At 34.0% G+C, this 22,665-nt stretch carries 21 protein-coding genes; 6 read left to right on the forward strand and 15 right to left on the reverse strand.

Annotation, left to right across the window (positions count from 1 at the left end):
* Positions 1–332: 332 nt before the first annotated feature.
* The 5 genes from M3005_RS04545 to M3005_RS04565 form a co-directional block, all read right to left on the reverse strand.
* Positions 333–2,393, reverse strand: coding sequence for an LTA synthase family protein (locus M3005_RS04545; protein ID WP_293794094.1), 2,061 nt, complete (start codon positions 2,391–2,393; stop codon positions 333–335).
* A 37-nt stretch (positions 2,394–2,430) separates the two neighbouring features.
* The gene (locus M3005_RS04550; protein ID WP_293794097.1) at positions 2,431–3,444 is read right to left on the reverse strand and encodes a lysylphosphatidylglycerol synthase transmembrane domain-containing protein; all 1,014 of its coding nucleotides are present in this window, start codon (positions 3,442–3,444) and stop codon (positions 2,431–2,433) included.
* Between the two features lie 2 nt (positions 3,445–3,446).
* Positions 3,447–4,469, reverse strand: a complete 1,023-nt coding sequence (locus M3005_RS04555; RefSeq protein ID WP_293794098.1) for a glycosyltransferase family 4 protein — start codon at positions 4,467–4,469, stop codon at positions 3,447–3,449.
* Positions 4,470–4,477: 8 nt separating this feature from the next.
* Positions 4,478–5,665, reverse strand: a complete 1,188-nt coding sequence (locus M3005_RS04560; RefSeq protein ID WP_293794100.1) for a glycosyltransferase family 4 protein — start codon at positions 5,663–5,665, stop codon at positions 4,478–4,480.
* A 217-nt stretch (positions 5,666–5,882) separates the two neighbouring features.
* Positions 5,883–6,149, reverse strand: coding sequence for a phosphocarrier protein HPr (locus M3005_RS04565; RefSeq protein ID WP_293794101.1), 267 nt, complete (start codon positions 6,147–6,149; stop codon positions 5,883–5,885).
* A gap of 450 nt (positions 6,150–6,599) precedes the next feature.
* Between M3005_RS04565 and M3005_RS04570 the strand changes: the two genes are divergently transcribed.
* Positions 6,600–8,759 (forward strand): ATP-dependent Clp protease ATP-binding subunit, encoded by a 2,160-nt coding sequence (locus M3005_RS04570; protein ID WP_293794103.1) that lies wholly within the window; start codon positions 6,600–6,602, stop codon positions 8,757–8,759.
* 96 nt (positions 8,760–8,855) lie between these two features.
* Entirely contained in the window at positions 8,856–9,881 is a 1,026-nt protein-coding gene (locus tag M3005_RS04575; protein ID WP_293794105.1) for a MucBP domain-containing protein, read from the forward strand.
* Positions 9,882–9,906: 25 nt separating this feature from the next.
* Here M3005_RS04575 and M3005_RS04580 read toward each other — a convergent pair whose 3' ends face one another.
* The 4 genes from M3005_RS04580 to recX all read right to left on the reverse strand — a co-directional run bounded on the left by M3005_RS04580 (position 9,907) and on the right by recX (position 13,987).
* Positions 9,907–11,484: a peptide chain release factor 3 gene (locus M3005_RS04580; RefSeq protein WP_293794107.1), complete on the reverse strand. Its 1,578-nt coding sequence runs from the start codon at positions 11,482–11,484 to the stop codon at positions 9,907–9,909.
* 109 nt (positions 11,485–11,593) lie between these two features.
* A complete protein-coding gene (gene tagD, locus M3005_RS04585) occupies positions 11,594–12,004 on the reverse strand; it encodes a glycerol-3-phosphate cytidylyltransferase (RefSeq protein WP_053950279.1) in 411 nt (136 codons plus the stop codon).
* Positions 12,005–12,024: 20 nt separating this feature from the next.
* A complete protein-coding gene (locus M3005_RS04590; protein WP_293794111.1) occupies positions 12,025–13,152 on the reverse strand; it encodes an AI-2E family transporter in 1,128 nt (375 codons plus the stop codon).
* A 31-nt stretch (positions 13,153–13,183) separates the two neighbouring features.
* Positions 13,184–13,987 carry a recombination regulator RecX gene (gene recX, locus M3005_RS04595; RefSeq protein ID WP_293794113.1) on the reverse strand — a complete coding sequence of 268 codons (804 nt, stop codon included), beginning with the start codon at positions 13,985–13,987 and terminating at the stop codon, positions 13,184–13,186.
* A 77-nt stretch (positions 13,988–14,064) separates the two neighbouring features.
* Between recX and M3005_RS04600 the strand changes: the two genes are divergently transcribed.
* Positions 14,065–14,520 carry a flavodoxin gene (locus M3005_RS04600; RefSeq protein WP_293794114.1) on the forward strand — a complete coding sequence of 152 codons (456 nt, stop codon included), beginning with the start codon at positions 14,065–14,067 and terminating at the stop codon, positions 14,518–14,520.
* Between the two features lie 24 nt (positions 14,521–14,544).
* Here the strand turns inward: M3005_RS04600 and M3005_RS04605 are convergent, their stop codons facing one another.
* Both M3005_RS04605 and wecB read right to left on the reverse strand, forming a co-directional pair.
* Positions 14,545–15,429 carry a YihY/virulence factor BrkB family protein gene (locus M3005_RS04605; RefSeq protein ID WP_293794116.1) on the reverse strand — a complete coding sequence of 295 codons (885 nt, stop codon included), beginning with the start codon at positions 15,427–15,429 and terminating at the stop codon, positions 14,545–14,547.
* Complete coding sequence (wecB, locus tag M3005_RS04610; RefSeq protein WP_293794127.1) at positions 15,422–16,546, reverse strand: non-hydrolyzing UDP-N-acetylglucosamine 2-epimerase; 1,125 nt, start codon at positions 16,544–16,546, stop codon at positions 15,422–15,424. The genes M3005_RS04605 and wecB overlap by 8 nt, the downstream gene beginning before the upstream one ends.
* Before the next feature lie 189 nt (positions 16,547–16,735).
* Here wecB and M3005_RS04615 point away from each other — a divergent pair, with 189 nt between their 5' ends.
* Both M3005_RS04615 and M3005_RS04620 read left to right on the forward strand, forming a co-directional pair.
* Positions 16,736–17,671 carry a glycosyltransferase family 2 protein gene (locus tag M3005_RS04615; protein WP_293794117.1) on the forward strand — a complete coding sequence of 312 codons (936 nt, stop codon included), beginning with the start codon at positions 16,736–16,738 and terminating at the stop codon, positions 17,669–17,671.
* A complete protein-coding gene (locus tag M3005_RS04620) occupies positions 17,671–18,087 on the forward strand; it encodes a GtrA family protein (RefSeq protein ID WP_293794118.1) in 417 nt (138 codons plus the stop codon). The genes M3005_RS04615 and M3005_RS04620 overlap by 1 nt, the downstream gene beginning before the upstream one ends.
* A gap of 42 nt (positions 18,088–18,129) precedes the next feature.
* On the opposite strand, the gene M3005_RS04625 is transcribed toward M3005_RS04620, so the two are convergent.
* Positions 18,130–19,485, reverse strand: coding sequence for a gluconate:H+ symporter (locus tag M3005_RS04625; protein ID WP_293794120.1), 1,356 nt, complete (start codon positions 19,483–19,485; stop codon positions 18,130–18,132).
* A gap of 280 nt (positions 19,486–19,765) precedes the next feature.
* On the opposite strand from M3005_RS04625, the gene rbsU reads away from it, so the two are divergent.
* Positions 19,766–20,647: a ribose/proton symporter RbsU gene (rbsU, locus tag M3005_RS04630; protein ID WP_293794122.1), complete on the forward strand. Its 882-nt coding sequence runs from the start codon at positions 19,766–19,768 to the stop codon at positions 20,645–20,647.
* 42 nt (positions 20,648–20,689) lie between these two features.
* Here rbsU and M3005_RS04635 read toward each other — a convergent pair whose 3' ends face one another.
* From M3005_RS04635 to M3005_RS04645, 3 genes are all read right to left on the reverse strand, one after another.
* Positions 20,690–21,397, reverse strand: coding sequence for a response regulator transcription factor (locus tag M3005_RS04635; RefSeq protein WP_293794124.1), 708 nt, complete (start codon positions 21,395–21,397; stop codon positions 20,690–20,692).
* A 15-nt stretch (positions 21,398–21,412) separates the two neighbouring features.
* Positions 21,413–22,120: a phosphate signaling complex protein PhoU gene (gene phoU, locus M3005_RS04640; protein ID WP_053950289.1), complete on the reverse strand. Its 708-nt coding sequence runs from the start codon at positions 22,118–22,120 to the stop codon at positions 21,413–21,415.
* An 11-nt stretch (positions 22,121–22,131) separates the two neighbouring features.
* The coding region (locus tag M3005_RS04645) for a phosphate ABC transporter ATP-binding protein (protein ID WP_293794126.1) at positions 22,132–22,665 on the reverse strand (534 nt) is incomplete at its 5' end.

Consider the following 22,665-nt stretch of genomic DNA (forward strand, 5'->3'; position numbering starts at 1 on the left):
CACATCATCGATTATCAATCTTGTTCAGTTTTCAAAGATCTACCAATTTGTTATGCGTTGTCTCAATTGACAACTTTTTAATAATATCAAATTATCAACACACTGTCAATAACTTTTTAAATTATTTTTTCGTCATAACCTTTGCAACAACAACGGTTGCAGCTGATTAACAACAATAAATATTATGCCATCTTATAGACTCAAAGTCAACATGTTTTTTTATTTGTTTTTTGGAAAAATTCTTTTCACTTAAACAGCAATATATATCTTATCAAAATTAATTATCATCGTCAATGCAAAATAAAAAAAGGATGACCTTCGTCATCCTTTTTTTATTTTAGTTCAGGAGCATCAGTTTTATAAAGATCTAAAGTATCTTTCTTATGCAACTTGTTTAACAAGTCAGTCTTTTTCTTCTTGTCCATTTCTTTTAGAAGTTTCATACCGTCTGCATATTTGTAACTGTATTCCTTCTTATTAACTTTAGTAAATCCTTTTGGTGTGTAGAATCTCAATAAGTCACCTAGCACTACTTTATCAGATAATGATAGTTCTGTAGTAACGTGGTTTTGCATCTTCTTAATTTGTGCTTGTTGTTTTGCGTTTGGTGTAATTACAGCACCTGTCTTGGTATTGTATACAGTTCCACTAACAACAGTGTATTTTGGAGATACAAAGTCACCGTTTCTAAATGCAACTATTTGATTACGTTTCTTTGATAACAAGTCGTTACCAAATTGAACAGTATTATCGTCCTTTACGCCTAATAAGTGTAGAAGAGTTGGTAATACGTCAATTTCTCCACCATAAGTATGATTAATTCCACCCTTTAGTCCTTGCATGTGGATCATGAATGGAACCTTTTGGAATTGTGCTAAATCATAACTAGTAATGGTTTGTTTGTGTAGCAATTGTGCAATTGCTGGGCGATGGTTATTTGAAATACCGTAGTGATCACCATAAAGCACAATCATACTGTTCTTAATTAGCCCAGTCTTAGTTAGGTAATTTAAGAATTCACCAAATGCTTGATCTAAGTAATGAGCAGTTTGTACGTATGGATCAACAGTGTTATCACCAGTCTTAGTTGCTGGGAATGAAACGTTTTGTTTATCCAATTCGTATGGGTAGTGGTTAGTTAATGTAATTAGTTTTGCATAGAATGGTTGTGGTAATTGTTGGATGTATTGAGCAGCATCCTTAAAGAATATCTTATCTTTCAAACCATAACCAACACTGTATGATGGTTTTTCGGTGTAATAGTTTGAGTCGAAGAAGTATTGGTATCCCCATGACTTGTATGCATTATCTCTATTCCAGAAACTTGGCACATCCCCATGGAATGCAGCTGTACTATATCCTCTTTGTGCCAAAATAGCAGGTGCAGCTTGGTAAGTGTTTTGAGTACCATAAGTAACCATTGCTGACCCTTCTGGTAATCCAAATAGTGAGTTTTCTAGCATCATTTCAGCATCAGAAGTCTTACCTTGTGCTACTTGGTGATAGAAGTTATCAAATGAGATTGTGTTTTGGTTATGGTAGAACTTGTTTAAGTTAGGAGTTACTTCCTTACCATCAACCTTATAATCAATTAAAAATTGTTGGAAACTTTCCAAATGAATAATGAAAACATTCTTTCCTTTGGCTTTTCCATAGTATTCAATATTAGCTTTACTACGATTCTTCTTCAAGAATGAGAAGACATCATCTAAATCAGAGGCTTTCGCCTTTGCTCTAGTTTGGCTTTCTTTATGGGTTTGGTATGCATTAAATGCAGCATATTCGTTTAATCCCAAATACTTAACGATATAGTTGTTATCGAATGTTCTAGTTAATAAACCAGATCTATCTGCGTTGGAAATTCCGAATTCAGCAAACATCAATACAAATGACAATACAGTAATTGCCAATGCGTTCTTCTTTTTGAATGGTGTGTGATCAACCTTAATTACTTTGAATAGTAATAATAAAATCAAAATGATGATATCAGCAAATACAAAGAAATCAAGTGGATGTAGAATTTCAGCTAAACTCTTACCCAGGTTATTTTGAACTGTTCCTGATCCTTTAATAATTCCAAATGATAGGAAATCAGAAAATTCTCTGTAGTATAGAACGTTTGCAAAAATCCAAATAGATTCAATTAAGTCAATGATTAACATTAACCAGTATGCAATCTTTCCTCTAAAGTATAAAGCAATCCCAAAAATTAATAGTGCAGCCGGAATTGGATTAACTACTAATAGGAATTGTTGTAATCCACCTTTTGCTCCCAATGTAAAATCAATACGGTATGAAATATATGTTTTCAACCAGAATAAAGCAACAATTAATACAAAGAAACCAAACTTTGTATTAAAAAACTTTCTAGTATTTTTAATATGACTAGACATTATCTATGCCTCCAAAATATGAATAAATGTTTTTATTTTACTTTTCAATTTTCTTAGGTCGAATGCAAAAAGCAATTACACCCAAAATCATCCCTAAGTAATAAGTTATCAAGCGCCAAATAATTAACGCTAGAATTAACTTCGTATTGTTAGTGATGAAGCTTTTGAATAACGCTTCGAAACTGTATTCAGCTCCACCTGCCCCACCAGGTATGGGGAATAATGAAATAATCATGAATATCAAGACATGTAAACTTACAATCATAATGATATTAACTTGATCAAATCCAAGTGCCAATATAATAAAGTATGGAATTAAGTAGTAAAACGCTAATTGGAAAAATGTAATGATGATGATTTTCAACATCAACTTCCATTGCTTAGCGATTCGAATACTTTCCATATGAAAAGTATCAATTTTGTTATCCAGCATCGCTTTAAACGAATTGAACTTATCATCTTTTATAAACCATCTAACTGGTTTAATAATATTATTTACTAAACTCTTAGTAAATGTATACCAATACATCACTAATAACAAGGCAATTATTACGAATAGATGGATAAAAAATCCAAACAACACTAGCCAAGCTAAGTAATGGAGCTTCTCTTCCACATATTGGAAGCCGACAATTAAGCTCAAAATAAAGTTAATTACAATCATTGTTTGAAAAACAACAAATTTCATTAACAACGTTGAGCTCGCTTTTCCTGCATCCACACCAGTTTGAACCATTACATATAGTTGGCCTGGTTGTCCTCCTGATGAGAACGGTGTTATCCCGTTAAAAAGTTGTTCTACAAGTGGAACTCTAATCGCATCTCGAAAGGTAAAATTATCTACCTGCGTATCAACAATCGTCTTAGTAACCACAGCTTCTAACCCTAAATATAGGAACATGCAACCAAGGGCTGCAACTATCCACCACCAGTTAATGGTAAAAAAATCGGCAACTAAAACATTAATGTTGATATCTCTTATAAAGTACCAAAAGATCAAAATGCCCACTAAAAACATCGTAATAAATGTTATTATATTTCTTTTTGACATTACTAACCCTCTTTTGCTTGTTTTTGATAAAACTCATACCAAATTGAAGCGAGATGTTCTTCTGAATAATAGTCAGAAGCCGCCAATGATTTCTTAGATAGTTCAGCTAATTCTGCTGGATTATCAATCAATCGATGTAAACTAGCATTCATTTCATCATAAGTACTGAACGGTTCATAATACCCACTAATAATTTCTTTATATAAATCCAAGCTTCTTAGCATTACAGGTGTCCCACAAGAGAATGATTCTAGGACAGACATTGGAAATAGTTCATTGAAAGATGGTAGCAAGAATAAATCAGCAACATTATAGTACTTAACTAATTTATCGCGATCCACGATTCCGGGGAATTGAAGATTTTTAGGTGGATTGTCCACTAATAACTTCAAGTTTTTGTATCCATCAGTGATTTTCCCAAAAGAAAAACCACCAGCCCAAATGAATTCGACGTTAGGGTTGTCTTGTGCCAACTTAGCGAAATCTAAAATCCCTTTTCTGGTTTGGACTTGACCGGTCCCTACAACGACAAATTTATCTTGAGCGATTCCTAATTCGTTTCTAGCTTGCACTTTTTCTTCATCTGTTAAAGGATAAAATTCCTTTTTACTAACGAAGTTTGGAATATATGTGATTTTTTCTTTTTTAATTCCATAAGCTTCTAACTTGGGAATAAAGGTGGGGTTTACCACTACAATATGCTCCATTCGCTTATAAAAAGCAATGACGTATTTGTAAAAAATCCATTTAATTGGTTTTGGTAAATCTAAGCTACCTTCTAATGTTTCCGGTAAGAAATGTACATATCCAATTCTTCTTCCACGCTTCTTTAAGAAAGTTGAGAAATAATATCTCAAGTTAATGGTGTGGTAATGAGTAATTTCAGCTGACTTCAGATCATTTATGACAATATCAAAGTCATCCGGGAAATGTTTCTTTAGCATCTTAACGAGCTCTAAATAAGCACTCCCTACTCCTTGTCCTTTCACCTTATCCGCGGTTGAAAACATATCTATTTTTATCATAAATCCTCCTACTCACTTACTTCGTCATCATCTCTGATTTCTTTGTTGTAATCTAGTTGGGCACATCTATAAAAATCCACAATTCTATTAGCGAAATTTTCTGATGAAATTTCGTGTAATTTCTTGGTTCTTAATTCTATGTCTTGTTGAGTATCACTTTGTTGAGTCGCGTTTAAGTACTCTAAAACTTTTTCAATATATCCCTCTAGAGTACCAAACGTCATCCCTAGCGACTTATTACTTAATAGTTCTTCAGTATATGGGCTGGATGATACAACTACTTTCACTCCAGCAGCCATTGCTTCAATGTATGTTAAACCTTGTGATTCCGAATTAGAAGTTGATACAAAGATATCAGCTGAATGATAGTATTTATAAACTTCATCATTATTAATTTCTCCAACGAAATGCACATTGTCATTTAACTTCATATCATTAGTTTGTTGCTTTAAGTCATCCTTAGCAGGACCGTCACCGACAATCACTAAGTGGGTGTTAGGTTGACCTGTTAAAATCGCTGGCATTGAATTGATCAATTCCTTGATGTTCTTTTCGTATGCCAATCGACTCACTGATAACAGAATTTTTGCATCTGCGCTAACGCCTAAATTAGTTCTTAAATCAAAATCACTGTCGGTATTAAATTTTCCAATGTTAATTCCAGTTGGAATAATTCGAATGGGACTCTTCACACCATATCTAACTAATGTATCTAAAACCTTAGTACTTGGTGCGACCACTCCAGACATGTTATGACAAAAAGCCAAAGTAGCGTCCTTAACATGAATTGGTCTCAAGATTTTTCCCTTAGCAACATAATGTAAATAATCTTCATACATTGTATGGTATGTATGAACACATGGAATTCTTAAAAATTTGGCAACCACCTTACCGATAATTCCCATTGAAAATTCTGTTTGAGTATGAATAATATCTAAGTTTAATTTTTTAGCAATTTGGTACGCTTGAATCATACCTCTAACTGCAATTCTACGATCGGTAAAAGAGATGAATGGAATGCTGGAAAATCTAAAAATATTCTTTTCACACGCTGATTTATCAACATGCGGATCAGTTGTGGTAAAGATGTACACTTGATGTCCATCATTTTCTAATTGGTCTTTTAATGTCTTAATTGAAGTTGCGACTCCACTAACCTGTGGAAAGTAAGTATCCGTAAAGATTCCAATATTCAAATTTACACCTCCTAATTTTCTTCATAGTTATTTGTAATTATATTGGTTTGTTGCTGGCTTTGCAAATTTTGCCAAGCATAATGATAATAAAAAAAGCCAGAATATAATTACGTTCTAGTTGTATTCATATGGGATCAATAGTGAAAAATGAACCATTATGACAACTAAACATAAAATAATTCTGACTCATTATTTAACAAAATTAACTTGTTGATGATTATTCAGTTAATCCTTCATCGTTAAATGATTTTGCAACAGCTTCGATTGCATCTTTTTCGTCTGGGCCTTCAGCAATTACAGTTACTTCAGCATTTTGACCAACACCTAGTGACATTACACCCATGATTGATTTTAAATCAACAGTGTTGCCTAAGTATTCTAATTTCAATTCTGATTTGAACTTAGTAGCAGTTTGTACTAGTAGTGTAGCTGGACGTGCATGAATTCCTGTTTCAGAAATAACTTTAAATTGACGTTTTTCCATTTCGAAGATCTCCTTTTTTCTTATACTAATTTTAGAATATCAATTAATATGATAAAATACAACATTTTTAACCATTAGTCTTTTCATCAGAAAGGTAGGTATAGATAACTTTACCGTTTTGTTCTGCCCTACCGGTAATACGTTTTCTGGTTTCGAAGTTCATATATGCAACTTGAAATTCAGCAAACTCCTCTGGTGTAATTACTAATTCTTCTATTTTGTTATCTTTTAGGTCATTTAATAACTCAGTATAGTTCTTATCTGCGATAATAATATTCCCTCTTTCAATATATATTATATACGATTAGGACTAATTTAAACATATAAAATGAATATTTTATTATAAAAAAGCAAATCTCTTGCAGAAACATTTTTATGCGTTATAATGATTTTTACAAATGGTCAATAAAGGTCAAAACCATTTAGTTGTTTTCAGAAAGGAGCAGTCATATGAAGTGTGAAAACTGCCATCAAAATGAGGCAACCATTCATTTACTCGTTAATGTTAATAACGAGAAAAGACATATCGATATTTGTCAGGACTGTTACCGTCAATTAAGCAAACAATCCGATCAATATCGTAACAATGGAGGTGTTGATATGATGCAAGATCCATTTGGATTTGGAAATTTAGATGATTTATTCAACGCAATGAATCAAAGTAACCAAGATAACCTTCGCAATCGTGCTACCAATAAACAAAATAATCAAAATCAAAACTCTGTGTTAGCAAAATACGGATATGATTTAACAGATTTAGCTCGTCAAAACAAAATCGACCCCGTAATCGGGCGTGATAAAGAAATTGATCGAGTAATCGAAATTCTAAACCGTCGTACCAAGAACAACCCCGTTTTAATTGGGGAAGCTGGTGTTGGTAAGACCGCTGTCGTTGAAGGATTAGCTCTTAAAATTGCCAACGGCGATGTCCCAGATAAGTTGAAAAATAAACGTGTAATTCGATTAGACGTCGTTTCAATTGTGCAAGGAACATCAATGCGTGGTCAATTCGAACAACGCATGCAAGAATTAATTGATGAAGTTCAAGCAGACCAAAACATCATTTTATTCATTGATGAAATTCATGAAATTATGGGTGCTGGTAATGCTGACGGTGGTATGGATGCCGGAAACGTTTTAAAACCAGCCCTATCTAGAGGTAGTTTCCAATTAGTTGGTGCTACTACTTTGAATGAATACAGAAATATTGAAAAAGACTCTGCTTTAGCTCGTCGTTTCCAAACTGTTTCGGTCAAAGAACCAAGCGTGGAAGCTGCTATCGATATTGTAAACGGAATTAAGGAACGCTATGAAAAATATCATCGTGTGAAGTACAGTGATGACGCCATTAAGTCAGCTGTCACTTTATCAAACCGATACATCCAAGACCGTTTCCTACCTGATAAAGCGATTGATTTAATTGATGAAGCTGGTTCTAAACTAAACATCAAATCAGATGTGACTTCCCCAGAGGAAATCAAAAATACAATTAGCGCTTGTCAAAAAGAAAAGCAAGATGCTTTATCCAAGGAAGATTATGAAAAAGCCGCCTTCTATCGTGATAAGATTGAAAGACTTAACCATAAATTGGCTAACATCGAAACTGTGGATGTCCCAACGATTACTACTAAAAACATTCAACAAATCATTGAATCAATTACCAACATTCCAGTTGGTCAATTAGAACAACAAGAACAAGATAACCTAAAGGACTTAGATCGTACCCTAGCTGGTAGTGTCATTGGTCAAAATGAAGCGATTGAAAAAGTGGCCAAAGCTATCAAGAGAAATCGTATTGGTTTCAACGGAACTGGTCGTCCAATCGGTTCATTCTTATTTGTAGGAACTACCGGAATTGGTAAGACTGAATTAGCCAAACAATTAGCGCAACAATTATTCGGTTCTAAGGATGCCATGATTCGATTCGATATGTCTGAATATCGTGAACCACATTCAATCTCAAAACTAATTGGTTCCCCTCCTGGCTATGTTGGATATGATGAAGCTGGTCAACTAACTGAACAAGTTCGTCGCAATCCATACAGTTTACTTTTATTCGATGAAGTTGAAAAAGCACACCCAGATGTATTACATGCCTTTTTACAAATCTTAGATGATGGTAGATTGACTGATTCTAAAGGTCGCACAGTTTCATTTAAAGATACTGTAATTATTATGACAAGTAATGCTGGAACTGGTGATTCCACAGCAAGTGTTGGATTTGGTGCTGAATCAAACAACAAGACCCATTCTGTCATGGATAAATTAGGTAACTACTTCAAACCTGAATTCTTGAATCGTTTCGACGATATCATTGAATTCAACCAACTATCCAAAGCTAACCTAAAACAAATTCTTGATCTAATGATTAACAACGTTAATACTATGTTGGCTTCTCAAGGATTCAAGATTGACGTTTCAGCCGCTGCCAAAGATAAGTTAGTTGAATTAGGCTACAATCCTGCAATGGGAGCTCGTCCTCTTCGTCGTGTTATCCAAGAACAAATTGAAGATAAAGTTGCTGATTATTACTTAAATAATCCAACTAATCGACAACTATTAATTGATGTTAATGAAGATAAAAATATTTACGTTAACGCACAATCGTAATCAAAAACCGCTAAGATTCTTATATTCTTAGCGGTTTTTTTATATTTTAAATTCGAATTATGTTAAGATAGTTAATATATGAAAGGAGGAATCAGGATGTTCAATTTTATTAAAGACATGTTTAAATTGTTCAATAAACAAAATCAAAAAGAAAAAGATATCGATCAAAATCAATTTGCTGTTGATGATTTCCAATCTAATGATTTATTTTATGAAGACAACCCTACTATTGATAATGAAATTCATACTGATTCTCCCGAAGCGAAAATGACCGTCTACTATGTTGATGTAGATGGTCATCCACTAGCCGACTTTAGTGTCTTACATGGTCATGTTGGTGATGATGTGAATTTAATCATCCCTGACTTTAAAAACTACGTATTATTTAAAATTGATGGAATCTCAACATTTATGCAAACAACCGATAATCATGTTGTCATTCATTACCATAAACTAAATGGAAAACCATTAAATATTTTCTTCATTAACTACGATACATATGCTATGATTCGTTTACCACAAATCGCCGTTGGTAGTTATGACGAAGCATTTAACATTAATTTGCCCCAATTAGATGGATTTAACCAAGTTACATACTCTGGTAATCAAAGCGGTCGTTTTACCGATACTATTCAACACTTAGTGTTATATTACCGTCGTGATGACTGGAAAAACGTTATCAGAAGTAACTTCTACGTTAAATTACGCGAATATACACCCGCATATACTGATACCACTGGTGATAAATTACCAGTGATTTTGCCTAAAGGTAGTATTTGGAAAGTCTTCTACCAAGTTACCACCGATAAAGGAGTTTGGTTAAACATCGGACCAAACCAATGGATTATCGATCGTAACTTCAACCAAATGAAATATCCATTCGCCAAGAAACTAACTAACACAGATTCTTGGGTAATCAACAATTTAAACCAAAGTGCTACCATTCAATCCAACATCAGTGTTCCGGTATACAATTACCCGGGTGGAAATTGTCTCTACTTCCTTCATACGGGAGATACCGTTCAACTATCTCAGTCAATTCAAGTTGCACCAAATAAATATTGGTTAGAAATCAATAACTTACATTACGTTGAAGAAAAATATATACTAAAAAAGGATTAGATAATCATATCTAATCCTTTTTATTTTATAGTTTAGCTGTTAATTTAACATCTGGGTACTTATCTGCGAACCAACGTTCAGCAAATGAATTTTCGAATAAGAATAATGGATCACCATGACCATCTTTCACCAAGATGTTTCTTGATGAGGACATCTTTTCATCTAATTGTTCTGGATCAATCCAACGTGCAGTCTTGCTACCCATTGGTTCCATAACGACTTCAGAGTTATATTCGTTTTGCATTCTGAATTGAAAAACTTCAAATTGAAGTTGACCAACGGCACCTAAGATATAATCACCTGTTGCGTATGATGTATATAGTTGTACGGCACCTTCTTGAACTAGTTGTTGGATTCCTTTATGGAATGATTTTTGTTTCATCACGTTTTTAGCAGAAACCTTCATAAATAGTTCTGGTGTAAATTGTGGTAACTTAGTGAACTTAACATCCCGTTTGTCTGAGTAGATTGTATCACCAATTTGGAAATTACCTGTATCGTATAATCCAATAATATCTCCGGCAACGGCGTTTTGTACGTTTTCACGGGTATTAGCCATAAATTCAGTCACGTTAGATAAACGTAATTTCTTTTGATTTCTTTCAAGGGTAACGTCCATCCCTCTTTCAAACATCCCTGAACAAACTCTCACAAACGCAATTCGATCACGATGCTTAGGGTTCATATTAGCTTGAATCTTGAAAATGAAACCAGTAAATTGATCATCTTCTGGTGCTACTTCAACGTCATTTTCAGTTTCGTGTTCACCTGGCTTAGGTGCGAAGTTTAAGTATGCATCTAAGAAAGTCTTCACCCCAAAGTTAACTAGGGCTGAACCAAAGAAGACTGGTGTTTGTTCACCGTTTCTAATCTTTTCTTCGTCAAATGGATTACCGGCTTCGGTAATTAAGTCCATGCTTTCTTTAGCATCTTGGTAGACACTGTCACTTGCTAAACCGGCACCATCTAATAGATTACCATCTTCATCAAGTGGTAAGTATGGATTGTTTTCATCTTCTGGACGGTATAATTCAACACGTTTGTTGTAACGGTCGTATAGTCCTCGTAAGATTTTACCTGAACCAATTGGCCAGTTCATTGGATATCCTTCGATTCCAAGCACTTCTTCCAATTGACTAATTAATTCCATTGGGTCACGACTATCACGATCCAACTTGTTCATAAATGTGAAGATTGGAATTCCACGCATCTTACAAATTTGGAATAATTTCTTAGTTTGTGGTTCAATCCCTTTTGCGGCATCGATAACCATGACAGCTGAATCAACTGCCATTAGTGTTCTATAAGTATCTTCAGAGAAATCTTGGTGCCCTGGGGTATCCAAGATATTAATTCTTTTACCAGCATAATCGAATTGCATCACTGAACTAGTAACAGAAATTCCACGTTTCTTTTCAATTTCCATCCAGTCAGACTTAGCAAAGTTACCAGACTTCTTAGCTTTAACAGTACCGGCTTCTCTCACAATTCCCCCGAACAATAGTAATTGTTCTGTAATAGTAGTTTTACCAGCATCCGGGTGAGAAATAATGGCGAAGGTACGTCTTTTTTCAACGCCTTCACTAATTTGTTTATTGACCATTTTTCGAATCCTTCCGTAATATAATCTATTGTTTTATTGTAACATATTCTTTTTTGCTTAAATACGATAATTAAAAAACATCCCCTATCAACAGAGGATGTTTTACTAATTATTTTTTCCAGTCATCTTCGTCAGTTAGACCAAGGTCTTTTTTAATCTTAGAAGTTGAGATTCCTTCAGTTCTAGGTAGGTAAACTACTTTACAGTAATCCTTTAGGAAATCAAACTTACCTTCCCAGTCATCACCCATAACGAAGATATCGATGTTGTTATCAACAACGTCTTTGATTTTTTGATCCCAGTTATTTTCTGGAATTACTTCATCAACGTATCTAATTGCTTCTAAAACAAACTTTCTATCTTCGTATGAAGTATAGGCTTTCTTGCCTTTTTCAGCATTAAATTCATCTGTTGAAACACATACTGTTAGGCTATCACCTAATTCACGTGCTCTTTTTAAGAGTCTAACATGACCTTTGTGTAAAAGGTCAAAAGTTCCGTATGTTATTACTTTAGTCATAAAAAATCTCCTGTGTTTTATTACTGTTTATTTTGTATGTTTTTTTGTGACTGCTCAATCATCCAAATACTGTATACGTATTGAATGATAACTTTAACTACCGCATATAGTGGAATAGCTAAAATCATTCCCATTAAACCAGCGATGTTTCCTGCAGCTAATAAAATAATTATAATCGTTAGCGGATGAATATTCAAAGACTTTCCGATTACATTTGGGTAAACAAGGTTTCCATCTAATTGTTGCACAATCAAAACTACGATTACAACCGCAATTAATTTGCTAACACTATCAGATAATGCCACAAAAACGGATGGCATGATCCCAATATATGGACCCACGTATGGAATGATATTACATACGCCAGCGAATACCCCTAATAGCAACGCATAGTTTTGACCGATTACGACGTATCCAATTGAAGTAAAGACCCCAACGAATAGACATTCAATCATTTGACCACCAATATAATGGGAAATGGTATCGCTCATCTTTTCTAATAGCTTGATAGTTCTACGACGGCTACGGCGTGGTAATACTTTGGCGATATTTGGAATCATCTTGTGGCCATCTTTTAACATGTAGAATAAGACCACTGGGACGGTTACGATCACAACCACAGCAGAAGTGGCAGTTGAAATAATTGCCCCAACACTTTGTGTAATCCCGCCTAAACTATTTTGCACGTAGTTATAAACGTAGTTTTGCACCTTTTCCATAATTCCAGAAGAATATAAGGTCTTAAAGATTCCCTTTTGTGAATGTGCTTGTGCATACTTGGTAATATCTTTAGCGATATCTGGTAAGTTGCTAATCAAATTGGTTACCTGATTAAACAAACGTGGTAAGAAAGATGAAACAACGTAGACGATAATTCCTAATAATAATAGATAAACAATCGTAATCGCAAAGTTTCTAGAAATGTTTTTTGTTTTAGTGATTTTAACTTTTGTAAGTAGGTTCACAACTGGGTTCAACATGTAAAATAAAACACCAGCAATTAAAATTGGCATAAACACTGCCGATATGAACATCCCGATTGGGCTAAAAATAAATTCTAATTTAGTACATACCCATATAATACTTACAACTAGTAATACTTCGATAGTCCATAAGATTAATGAGGAATTTTTAATTTTATTAAACATAATATGTAACCTCCAATGACTATTATACCATTTATTCCTCTAAACTTTTTTGATCAATAAAGCTGCTAATATCGTCCATATCAAAACCCTTTCGATATAGCGCTTGTTTAGTCTTCATGATTCGTTCTAAACCGCTGTATTTACGGTTACGTTGCCAGATTTTATCACCTTGTTGTCTTAGTAACTCAAGCTGATCATCCTCGTCTGGTTGAAAGTCCAACTCTTCCATTACTTCTAAGATTGCATCCATTAAATAACCTTTTTGCATCAATGAAATCTTCGTTTTATCTAAACGATTTTTGAATGCATCGCGTTTATGCTTATTAAAAATCTTGGTTGCTTGAACGCGACAATTTTCTATCATTTCATCATATGAATAAAAATTATTCAATGCATTATTAATGATATTTTCATCAATCTTCTTTTCTTTAAGCTTAAAGAAAACGTTTTTGGGACCCTTATCTTGTTTCTTCACTTCAGTTCGCACATAACTATCTGCATACGATTGATCATTGACCAAGTTTAATTCAACTAATTTCGCCATCACTGCAGCAATGTGTTCTTCATCTTCGCTGAAGTCACGTAATTTGGCAACCACTTCGTTTTCAGTTCTTAATTGGTGGGATAAGAAGTTAATCGCTTTCGTATATAGTTTTGAAATCGAGTCAGCATTAATTAGTTCATTTCTAAGCTCATCATCGACTTCCATCCCCTTAAAAATGCGATACTTTATCATGACGTTTTCACTAATTGGAAAAGCATACTGACCATCTATATATATATTGAAACGTCCTTTACGTTTTTGCGCTTCAATCATTGTAATTTTAGATTCCATTGGATTCACTCCTTTAGTTAACATCTTTTTTTCAATTTGTTATAATTAGTTATTAAATTGTGAAAGGACGAAATAATTTGAAAGCACATGTAGTTTTTGCAACTATTACCGGTAACAACGAAGACGTTGCTGATATCGTTACTGAAGGCCTTGAAGATTTAGGTTTAGATGTTACTCAAACTGAAATCTCTCAAACAGATCCACAAGACTTAACCGATGCTGATATCTGTGTCGTTTGCGCTTATACCTATAATGAAGGTCACCTTCCAGAAGAAGGTTTAGACTTTTTTGAGGATTTAGCTGACCTTGATTTATCAGGTAAAGTTTTCGGAGTCGCTGGTTCTGGCGATATCTTCTATGAAGAATTCTTTAACACCGCCGTTGATGATTTCATCAACCAATTCAAGAAAACGAATGCTACTCAAGGTTTCGAAGGCGTTAAGATTAATCTTGAACCTGATGAAGATGACATTGCCAAACTAGACGAATTCTCTGCAGGTTTAGTTAAAGCATATAATGACTTAAAAAAATAATCGTTGATTTTATCAACGATTTTTTTATTTGTCTTTTTTAGGCATAAAAGATTTAAATGTTGGCTTTCTATCTTTAATTTCAGATTTTGACATATCCTGTACTGAAGCATTGATGACAGCACCAATCAACAGCATCATTCCGACTATATACAGCCATAGCATTAAGATGACGAAAGTGCCTAATGTCTTATATGCATCGACACTACGGGCAAAGTAATGTAGATAAATGGAAAATCCCTTTGATAAGATAATCATCCCAATAGTCACAATTAGTGATCCCATCCATACATATCTCCATTTAGTAGTTACTGTTGGAACGAAATAATACATTAATAGTACTAATCCAAATACACCTAAAATAGTTAATGGATATCTTAGAAGAATAAAGATGCTAACGTTTATCTTAGATAGTCCCATCAGGTATGCAGAATAACTGATAATCACTTTTCCAAAACCAAAGAATAGTAAAAAGATTGCTAAAGATATTACCAATAGCAACATCCACACAAATGAAACAATTCTATTCATTAAGTTACTTTGATTTTGAATACCATACGATGAGTTAACTGAACGTTGAAAGGCAGCTAATGCTCGACTGGCTGACCAAATGGCTAAAATTAATCCTATTGATAATTTACCAGTATTTCCACCATCAAGTGCCGATACAATAATCGGACTAACTGTTTTAAAAATAGTTGGTGGTAATAATGGTTGTAAGTAATCTAATATTTCATATTGATTAACTTGCAATAATTTCAATAAATTTCCAAAGATAATTGCTGCAGGAAATAGTGATAATAATGAATAAAAAGCAATTACTACTGCTGCATCAGATACGTTGGAATCTTTGTAGTGTCTCTTTACGATTAATAAAAAACGTTTCATGCGTTGGATTCGTTCCCTACTCATTAATATCACCGCTTAACTTTTTATTGGTAAAGATATTTTTGATTGCATCTAAAATTTGAATTGATGCCGTTCCATCCCCATATGGATTTTGCGCGGTCGCCATCTTTTGGTAAAGTTGGTCATCATCAATTAATTCATCAAATGCTTTGCGGACATTATCTTGGTTGGTTCCAACCAATTTTAATGTACCTGCATTAACACCCTCTGGACGTTCTGTCGTATCTCTCAGTACTAGCACAGGTTTACCCAGTGATGGTGCTTCTTCTTGAACTCCCCCAGAATCAGTCATAATAAAGTAACTTCGAGCTGACATATTATGGAAATCAACTACGTCTAGTGGCTCAATTAAATGTACTCGATCAATTCCATCAAAAACATCATGTGCGATATTTTGAACTGATGGGCTTAAATGAACGGGATAAACTACTTCAATATCATCACGTTTTAAGACTTCCTCCTTGATAACTTCAAATGTACGTCGCATTGGTTCACCTTGGTTTTCACGACGATGCATCGTTAACAAAATAATTTTGTGTTGGTCGGAAATATCATCTAAAACATCATGGTGATAATCTGTATCCACAGTTTGTTTTAAGGCATCAATTGCAGTGTTTCCAGTCACATAAATTTTATCTTGGTCAAGATTTTGTTTTAGTAAATTTTCTTTACTTAATTCAGTTGGTGCAAAGTAGACGTCTGATAAAATATCGGTCATTTGACGGTTCATTTCTTCAGGATATGGAGAATACTTATCCCAAGTTCTAAGTCCCGCCTCAACATGTCCTAATGGAACTTGGTGATAAAACGCACTAATTGCGGCCGCGAAAGTCGTAGTTGTATCACCATGGACTAAAATAATATCAGGCTTGGCTTCTTCAATAACACTATCCAATTTACTAATTACGGTCGTTGTGATTGAACTCAAAGTTTGTTCAGCCTTCATTACATGTAAATTGTAATCCGATTGAATATTAAAAATATCCATTACTTGGTCTAACATCTCTTTATGTTGCCCAGTTAGGACAGTAATTGGTTCAAATTGATCTGAACGTTTTTTCATCTCTAATATGATAGGCGCCATCTTAATTGCTTCAGGACGAGTTCCAAAGATGGTCATCACTTTTATTCTGTTGTTCAAGATTACGCCTCCATTTAAAATGTTATTTCCTTAATTATAACAAAATAATATATCATTTCCGATGCAAAAGGATAACTTAATTGAAATTTAAACTATTTCTATTCCTTTTTTTATGGTGTATTATGATAAAATAAATATAATTACGGATAAAAAAAGGAGGTTGCAATTATGCAAACCATTGGTTTAATTGTACCCTGTTATAATGAAGAACCATCTATTAAAATATTCTATGATGAAGTTGAACGAGTTTTTAACGAAATGCATGCTAATAACATGGATTACAATCATGAATATTGGTTTATTAATGATGGATCATCTGATAATACATTAAATGAAATTAAAAAATTAAGAGAAATTGATAAAAATGTTCACTTCGTTTCTTTCTCCAGAAACTTCGGTAAAGAATCAGCCATGTCTGCTGGTTTAAATAACGTTGGCGGTGACTATGTTGCTGTTATGGATGTCGACTTACAAGACCCCCCTTCGTTATTACCACAAATGATTAAGTACATAAAAGAAGAAGATTATGATGTCGTTGGTTGTGTACAAAAATCTAGAAAACAAAACTTCGTACGTGCTTTCTTATCATCTAGTTTTTACAAGGTAATCAATAAAATGTCTGACGTTGAAATCAAACAAAATGTGAGAGATTATCGTCTAATGACACGTCAATATGTTGATAACGTTTTGAAATTAACCGAATACAACCGTTTCACTAAAGGAATTTTTAGTTGGGTTGGGTTTAAAACAAAATATATTGAATATGATGGGGTCCAAAGAGTTGCTGGTGAATCACATTGGTCACTATACCAACTTCTTGAATACTCATTAGAAGGAATCGTTGATTTCTCAGACGTCCCATTAAAAGTTGCAACTTGGGTCGGTGGAATCTCATTTTTCTTCTCAATTATCGGTATGGTTTTTGTTATCTTAAGAGCAATCTTTTTCGGTGACTCGGTGTCTGGATGGCCTTCATTAGTATCAATTATCTTATTGATCAATGGAATCCAATTATTCTGTTTAGGAATTGTCGGTAACTATATTGGTAAGATTTACTTAGAAACTAAGCATCGTCCAAAATATATTGTGAAAGAGAAGGAATAATGAAAAAACTTTGGAATAAATATAAACAAGTAATTGCATACTTATTTTGGGGAATATTAACCACAGTTATTGATATCGTCGTCGCACTTTTATTTCATAATTTATTTCCCAACGTTGATATCATTTGGAACACTATTATCGCTTGGATTGCCAGTGTTTTATTCGCATATATAACAAACAGAAAATGGGTATTTAAATCTACAGCAACAACTGTTAAAGACTATATTTCAGAAATAATTTCTTTCTTCTTAGGAAGATTCTCATCATTAGTTTTAGAGGAAATTATTTTAATAATTGGTGTATCGATTGTTAGCGTAAATAACTTCGACTTACTAAAAATTTTTAGTCAGGCTATTGTAATAATTTTTAACTTCTTCTGGTCTAAATTCATTGTTTTCAGAAATAGAAATAAATAAAAAGCATTGAGATTTATCTCAATGCTTTTTATTTATTAATTATTAGTGAATGAATAGGCTTAGAAGTAATACCATTAGTAATCCAACTACTGATATAACAGTTTCTAAGACTGTCCAAATCTTCAATGTTTGTTTTACGTTTAAGTCAAAATATTCTTTAAACATCCAGAAACCAGCATCGTTAACGTGTGATGCAGCAAGTGATCCGGCACCAATAGCTAGCGCCATTAGTACTGGGCTAACACTTAGTGAATGCATTAGAGGAGTTACTAGACCGGCAGCAGTCATACCAGCAACAGTTGCTGAACCTAGTGAAACACGTAGGATAACTGCAATTAACCAAGCTAAGATAATTGGTGATAAGTTAGCGTGAACCATTACTTGTTGAACGGCTTTACCAACACCACCATCAATTAATACTTGTTTGAATGCTGATCCACCACCAATAACCATTAGTAGCATAGCAATTGACTTAATAGCTTCTGTAACAGTGTTAGTGATGTCTTCCATCTTCTTACCACGGTTGAAGCCCATTGACCAAATAGCAAATAGTAAAGTAACAATCATGGCGATAACGGGGTTACCAAACATAGCAACAACAGCACCGATACCATGTGGATTTTCAACAGCTTTACCACCGTTAAATACCATGTCGTATACGGTAGCGATAGCCATTAAAATAACTGGTAGTAATGAAGTAAATGCAGCAATTCCGAAACTTGGAGTGTCTTTTAAATCATACTTCTTCATTTCACCGAACGCTGGTAGTGACTTCTTAATAACGAATGTTTCTGGAGCAATTTTCTTAGCAATCTTTGTGTAGATGGGGCCAGCTACAATCACACAAGGGATTGCAACGATAATTCCTAATAGAAGAGTTTGTCCAATGTTAGCACCTAGAGCAGTTGCAACAGCAGTTGGAGCTGGTTGTGGAGGTAAGAAACCTTGGGTTGCTGATAAAGCAGCAGCCATTGGAATTCCTAAGTAAACAAATGGTACGTCAGCTTCTAGTGCAACAGCAAATACGATTGGTGTTAATAGAACAAGTCCAACTTCGAAGAATAGTGACATTCCAATAATGAATGAAGCAACTACAATTGCGAATTGTAACTTTCTCTTACCGAATAGGTTAATTAAAGTTCTTGCAATTCGATATGAACCACCAGCATCGGCTACTAAACGACCGATCATGGCTCCAAAACCGAATACGATAACTAATTCACCTAATGAACTACCGATTCCGTTTTTAATCGAAATGGCGATATGTGCTGGGTTCATTCCTAAACCTAAAGCAACAACAACAGATGTAACAATTAATGAAATAAATGTGTTTAATTTACATTTAATAATTAAGAATAATAGTAATAAAATCCCTAATACTAATACAACAAATGGCATTATTTATTCCCCTTTTTCTATTATAAAATTTTTATGCTTTATATAAATGTAAGCGCTTTACTTTTCTATGAATTTAATATAACATACTTTATAGAAAATGAAAACGATTTCATTACATTTTTTAAAACAATGTCCCTACTAAATATGTTATATTACTTTGGGAGTTTTAAACCTTAATTTTTTGTTAAGTTTGGATGAAAACGAATTATTTTCTACTACATTTTAAAAACATGTGGTAAATTGATAATTAAATAATAGTTATAGAAAAGGAGGACACGCTTTGAACGCTGTTGCTTTATTAGTTGGGCTAGGTCCACTACTTGGTTGGGGTCTATATCCTACAATTGCTTCATTATTTGGAGGTAAACCAACTAACCAAATCTATGGTTCCACTTTAGGGACACTTATCTTCGCTGGTATTTTTGTATTAATTACAGGCTACTCAATTCCATCAGGAATGAAATTTGTACTCGCATTACTTTCAGGTGCAGGTTGGGCTTTTGGCCAAATCATGTCATTTAAATCATTTGAATTAATTGGATCATCACGAGTAATGCCAATTACCACTGCCTTACAATTAATCGTAACTGCCCTTTGGGGTGTGTTTGCATTAGGAAACTGGCATACTGAAGGTCATCGTACCATTGGATTTATTGCACTTATTGTTATCATCATTGGTGCAACTATGACTGCTTGGCAAGAACACAAAGATACACAAGGTTCAAGCGACTTGAAGAAAGCAATCGTACTTCTAATTATTGGAGTAATTGGTTACTGGGCATACTCAGCTGCTCCTCAAGCAGCTCACTTAGATGGTATGCACGCATTCTTCCCACAAGCTTTAGGAATGTTCTTAGTTGCCGTTATTTACTGCTTAATTAATGTTAAGAAGAACAACGTCTTCTCAACTAAGTCATCATACCTACAAATCATTTCAGGTTTCTTCTTCGCATTTGCTGCATTAACTTACCTAATTTCAGCACAATCTGACATGAATGGTTTAGCTACTGGTTTCGTTCTATCACAAACATCAGTTGTCTTAGCTACACTAACTAGTATCTACTTCCTACACCAAAACAAGACTAAGAAGGAAATGGTCATTACTATCTTCGGATTAATCTTAATTATGGCTGCTGCTGCTGTTACAGCATTCCTTAACTAATAAAAAATACCGTTAAAGAATTAATTCTTTAACGGTATTTTTTTATTTTAATACATATCCAAAACCACGAACGGTTTTGATCTCAACGTCATTATCAGGAAGTTCTTTTAACTTATCACGAACGTGACTGACGTGCATATCAACGATTCGAGATGATATAAATGCATCCCCATCGTCTCTATCTTCACGCCAGACACCGTTAAATATCTGTTCTCTGCTTAGAACTTGGTCATGGTGTCTTACCATATAATAAAAGATATTAAACTCCTTAGGCGTGAAATTTAGCACTTCCCCCTTATATTTAACTTGGAAATGCTTCAAACTAATTACAAAGTCTTTAAAATGCTCTTTACGTTTATTATTACCAGTTTCTTCGGCTAGTTCGTCAAATGCACTAATCTTATGCATAGTTCTTAAAATAATGCGATTAGCATCAATATAGTTACTAAAGTAATCCATAACCCCTAAATTATAACAAGCTTCTTCATCATCAGCATCATATTCTTGATCAAAGGTTATGACAGGTCCTACAAAGGATTTAGTAACTTGGGCAATTAAATCTTTAACCCGATTAAAATCATCAAAAACTGACAAGTCAATAATGACCGCAAAGACGTTGTCTTTTTTGACGATTACATCAATATCTTCATCATCGCTGATACTGTTGACGAAGTATTCATGTTGCAAAGCTAATTGACTAACTTGTGCAGCTAATTTTAATTGTTTAGTTACTAGCAAAAGACTTTGCATCCCCCGAGTTCCTCCCTATTTTGGATTGTTCTTTAGTTCTTTGGCGATTAATTCTGGTTCAATTTTACCAGGGTTTAATTCGACAATCTTACCAGTTGAATTATATACAATCCATTCTGATAAGTTAACAATATGATCCCCAATTCTTTCTAGGTAACGAACAACCATTAGATAAATAGTTGCTAACTCAATTTTATCACTATTCTTTTCCATTTCAGCAACGATTAGATTTTTAGCTAGAACGAACTTCTTATCAATTAAGATATCTTCTTGGGCGACTAGCTTAGCAGCTTCTTGATCGTTGTGAACGTATGCGTCTAGTGATGATTCTAGCATTCCTCTAATCTTTAATCCCATTTGGTTAATGGCATCATTAACTTCTGGAATACGGTTATCGGTGTTGATACGTAATGTTTCGCGGGCGATTGATGACGCATGGTCACCAATTCTTTCCAAATCAGAACTAGCTTTTAGCAAAGTAATGATTGAACGGAAGTTAGATGCCACTGGTTGACGCAAAGCAATCAAGTTTAATGCTTCTTTTTCTAGGTCAACTTCTTCATCGTTCACCTTACTATCACTTTTAACGACTTCATTAGCAAGCTTTTGGTCGTTTTCAGTAAAAGCTTTAATTGACTGATAGATTTGATCAGAAACGTTAATTCCCATCTTCATGTAAGTCTTTTGTAACACTTTAAGTTTGTCATTGAATGTTTGGCTCATAATCAGGTCTCCTATCCGAATTGTCCATTCAAGTAATCACTAGTTTCTTGCTTATCAGGATTTAAGAACATCTTGGAAGTCTTGTCATATTCAATTAAATCTCCGTTAAGCATAAAGGCTGTTTTATCAGCAATTCTAGATGCTTGTTGCATATTGTGAGTAACAATGATGATTGTAAAATCTTTCTTTAATTCTAACAAAGTATCTTCAATTTTAGCACTAGAAATTGGATCTAGGGCCGAAGTTGGTTCATCCATTAGAATGATTTTAGGTTTTACAGCTAACACACGAGCAATACAAATTCTTTGTTGTTGACCACCAGAGAATGATAATGCGTTCTTATTCAAGTCATCTTTTACTTCATCCCAAATTGCGGCTTGTTTTAAACTAGTTTCCACGATTTCGTCTAAAACTTTCTTGTCTTTCACGCCGGCAATTCTTAATCCGTAAGCGACATTATCATAAACTGAGAATGGGAATGGATTAGGTTGTTGGAACACCATTCCGATTTCTTTTCTTAATTCAGTCATGTCAGTAGTTGGTGC

Origin of the sequence: Apilactobacillus sp., assembly GCF_025290035.1 — a bacterium.
Lineage (GTDB): Bacteria > Bacillota > Bacilli > Lactobacillales > Lactobacillaceae > Apilactobacillus.

What these genes read in the sequence shown, in the direction of transcription:
- M3005_RS04575 (WP_293794105.1), top strand. Translation starts at nt 8,856, where the DNA reads ATGTTCAATTTTATTAAAGACATGTTTAAATTGTTCAATAAACAAAAT.
- phoU (WP_053950289.1), bottom strand. Translation starts at nt 22,120, where the DNA reads ATGAGCCAAACATTCAATGACAAACTTAAAGTGTTACAAAAGACTTAC.
- M3005_RS04565 (WP_293794101.1), bottom strand. Translation starts at nt 6,149, where the DNA reads ATGGAAAAACGTCAATTTAAAGTTATTTCTGAAACAGGAATTCATGCA.
- wecB (WP_293794127.1), bottom strand. Translation starts at nt 16,546, where the DNA reads ATGACCATCTTTGGAACTCGTCCTGAAGCAATTAAGATGGCGCCTATC.
- recX (WP_293794113.1), bottom strand. Translation starts at nt 13,987, where the DNA reads ATGGAATCTAAAATTACAATGATTGAAGCGCAAAAACGTAAAGGACGT.
- M3005_RS04635 (WP_293794124.1), bottom strand. Translation starts at nt 21,397, where the DNA reads ATGCAAAGTCTTTTGCTAGTAACTAAACAATTAAAATTAGCTGCACAA.
- M3005_RS04620 (WP_293794118.1), top strand. Translation starts at nt 17,671, where the DNA reads ATGAAAAAACTTTGGAATAAATATAAACAAGTAATTGCATACTTATTT.
- M3005_RS04550 (WP_293794097.1), bottom strand. Translation starts at nt 3,444, where the DNA reads ATGTCAAAAAGAAATATAATAACATTTATTACGATGTTTTTAGTGGGC.
- M3005_RS04555 (WP_293794098.1), bottom strand. Translation starts at nt 4,469, where the DNA reads ATGATAAAAATAGATATGTTTTCAACCGCGGATAAGGTGAAAGGACAA.
- M3005_RS04590 (WP_293794111.1), bottom strand. Translation starts at nt 13,152, where the DNA reads ATGTTTAATAAAATTAAAAATTCCTCATTAATCTTATGGACTATCGAA.
- M3005_RS04615 (WP_293794117.1), top strand. Translation starts at nt 16,736, where the DNA reads ATGCAAACCATTGGTTTAATTGTACCCTGTTATAATGAAGAACCATCT.
- M3005_RS04605 (WP_293794116.1), bottom strand. Translation starts at nt 15,429, where the DNA reads ATGAGTAGGGAACGAATCCAACGCATGAAACGTTTTTTATTAATCGTA.
- tagD (WP_053950279.1), bottom strand. Translation starts at nt 12,004, where the DNA reads ATGACTAAAGTAATAACATACGGAACTTTTGACCTTTTACACAAAGGT.
- M3005_RS04580 (WP_293794107.1), bottom strand. Translation starts at nt 11,484, where the DNA reads ATGGTCAATAAACAAATTAGTGAAGGCGTTGAAAAAAGACGTACCTTC.
- M3005_RS04570 (WP_293794103.1), top strand. Translation starts at nt 6,600, where the DNA reads ATGAAGTGTGAAAACTGCCATCAAAATGAGGCAACCATTCATTTACTC.
- M3005_RS04625 (WP_293794120.1), bottom strand. Translation starts at nt 19,485, where the DNA reads ATGCCATTTGTTGTATTAGTATTAGGGATTTTATTACTATTATTCTTA.
- M3005_RS04545 (WP_293794094.1), bottom strand. Translation starts at nt 2,393, where the DNA reads ATGTCTAGTCATATTAAAAATACTAGAAAGTTTTTTAATACAAAGTTT.